We start from the raw sequence: 2,207 nt of genomic DNA, 5'->3' as shown, positions 1-2,207 counted from the left end.
CGACCAGACCGGAGATCGCGGCCGCGGCCAGATCGGCGGCCGCGAGCGGGGCGAGGGCGCCGTGGCGGCGACCCACCGCGGTGCGCACGGGTTCGCAGACCACGACGTCGGCGAGGGCCCGCGACATGCGGGAACTCACCGACTCACTCCACCATCATCCGGACGGTCTCGGCGACGACCGCCGGACGGTCGGAGCCCTCGACCTCCACGGTCACCAGACTGCCCAACTGGACCCCGGAGGCCCTGCGCTGGAGCGAGGTGAGCTCGATCCCCGCCCGGATGCGCGATCCCACCGGGACCGGTGCCGGGAACCGGACCTTGTCGACGCCGTAGTTGATCATCATCCGGAACCCCCGGATCTCCATGACCTCCGCGCCCAGCACGGGCAGCAGGGAGAGGGTCAGGTAGCCGTGGGCGATGGTGGCACCGTAGGGCCCCTGCGCCGCACGGACCGGGTCGACGTGGATCCACTGGTGGTCCCCGGTCGCGTCGGCGAACGCGTCGATGCGGTCCTGGGTGATCTCCATCCAGTCGCTGTACCCCACGTGTCGCCCGAGTTCGGCCTCGAGCTGCTCCAGTCCCTCGAACACCCTCATGACAGTCCTCCTCGCTGCACCAGTTGCGATGCGATGACGTTGCGTTGGATCTCGTTGGTCCCCTCGCCCACGATCATGAGCGGGGCGTCGCGGAAGTACCGCTCCACGTCGTACTCCGTGGAGTAGCCGTACCCGCCGTGGATCCGGACCGCGTCGAGCGCGATCTCCATGCCGACCTCGGAGGCGAACAGCTTGGCCATTCCGGCCTCCATGTCGCAGCGCTCGCCGGCCTCGGAACGCTCGGCGGCGTGGAGCGTGAGCTGGCGCGCGGCGGACAGCTTGGTGGCCATGTCGGCCAGACGGTGACCGACCGCCTGGTGCTTCCAGATGGGCTGCCCGAACGACTCCCGCTGCTGCGCGTAGGCGAGAGAATCCTCGAGGGCGGCGGCCGCCACCCCGAGGGCACGGCCGGCCACCTGGATCCGTCCGGTCTCCAGGCCCTTCATCATCTGGGCGAAGCCACGTCCGGGCTCGCCGCCGAGCACCCGCGTGGCGGGCGTGCGATAGCCGTCGAAGGCCAGCTCACACGTCTCGACGCCCTTGTACCCGAGCTTGGACAGGTCCCTCGAGACGGTCAGCCCGGGACCGTGCCCGACCAGGACGATCGAGATCCCCCTGTGCGCGGGCGTCGCCGACGGGTCAGTCTTGCAGAGCAGGGCGATGAGGCCGGAGCGGCGCGCGTTCGAGATCCACGTCTTGGCCCCGGTGATCACCAGGTCGTCTCCGTCGGGTGTCGCGACGGTGCCCATGGCCTGGAGGTCCGACCCCCCGCCGGGCTCCGTGAGGGCCATGGTCGCCCGCACCTCACCCGTGGCCATCGTCGGGAGGTGGGTGGACTTCTGCTCCTCGGTGCCGAACTCGGTGAGGAGCTTCGCCACCACCGTGTGCCCGCCCATGGCGCCCGCCAGGGACATCCAACCGCGGGCGAGTTCCTCGGTGACGCGCACGAAGCAGGGCATCGAGACCGGCATCCCGCCGTACTCCTCGGGGACGGCCAGGCCGTAGATCCCGATCTGCTTCATCTGCTCGATCCAGCGTTCCGGGTACTCGTCCGCGTGCTCCATCTCGCGCACGGACGGCCTGACCTCGCGGTCGATGAACCGGCGCACGGTCGCGACGAGGTCGGCCTCGTCCTGGTTCAGGTCCGGCACCGGTGACACCTCGTCGTCGTCTCGATCCGCCCGTCGGGCGGGGTCCGGACATCATCGCAACCCTCCATCCGATAGTCAATAATCATGCGCATGGTTTGGTTAGGATGCCGGTCATGGACACTCGCGACGCCCGGCCCGTCGGCGGACCCTACTTCGACCAGCTGGCGGTGGGTCAGGTCGTCGTCGACGCCCCGTCCGTCACCCTGACCGACGGTCTCGCCGCCGCACACCAGGCGATCCTCGGCGACCGGCTGCGGCTCCCCCTGGACCGTCGTCTCGCCCACGCCGTCACCGGCGGCACGGTGGCCCACCCGGGCCTCGTCGTCGACGTCGCGATCGGCCAGTCCACCCTCGTCACCCAGCGCGTCCGGGCCAACCTCTTCTACCGCGGCCTGCGTCTGCTCACCGCACCCCGGATCGGTGACACCCTGACCACCCGGACGGAGGTCGTGGGACTCAA

2 protein-coding genes and 1 pseudogene are annotated in these 2,207 nt (G+C 70.2%); 1 reads left to right on the top strand and 2 read right to left on the bottom strand.

From position 1 onward, the window contains the following. Positions 1–143: 143 nt before the first annotated feature. Entirely contained in the window at positions 144–596 is a 453-nt protein-coding gene (locus tag G6018_RS11170) for a MaoC family dehydratase (RefSeq protein WP_182610334.1), read from the bottom strand. Continuing rightward, entirely contained in the window at positions 593–1,747 is a 1,155-nt protein-coding gene (locus tag G6018_RS11165; RefSeq protein WP_182639622.1) for an acyl-CoA dehydrogenase family protein, read from the bottom strand. The genes G6018_RS11170 and G6018_RS11165 overlap by 4 nt, the downstream gene beginning before the upstream one ends. Before the next feature lie 113 nt (positions 1,748–1,860). Between G6018_RS11165 and G6018_RS11160 the strand changes: the two are divergent. Then, positions 1,861–2,207: pseudogene (locus tag G6018_RS11160) on the top strand (acyl dehydratase); the annotation flags it as partial.

It is taken from the genome of Dietzia sp. DQ11-44, assembly GCF_014145205.1.
Classification (GTDB): Bacteria; Actinomycetota; Actinomycetes; order Mycobacteriales; family Mycobacteriaceae; genus Dietzia; species Dietzia natronolimnaea.
This window is presented reverse-complemented; position numbering and strand designations above follow the sequence as displayed.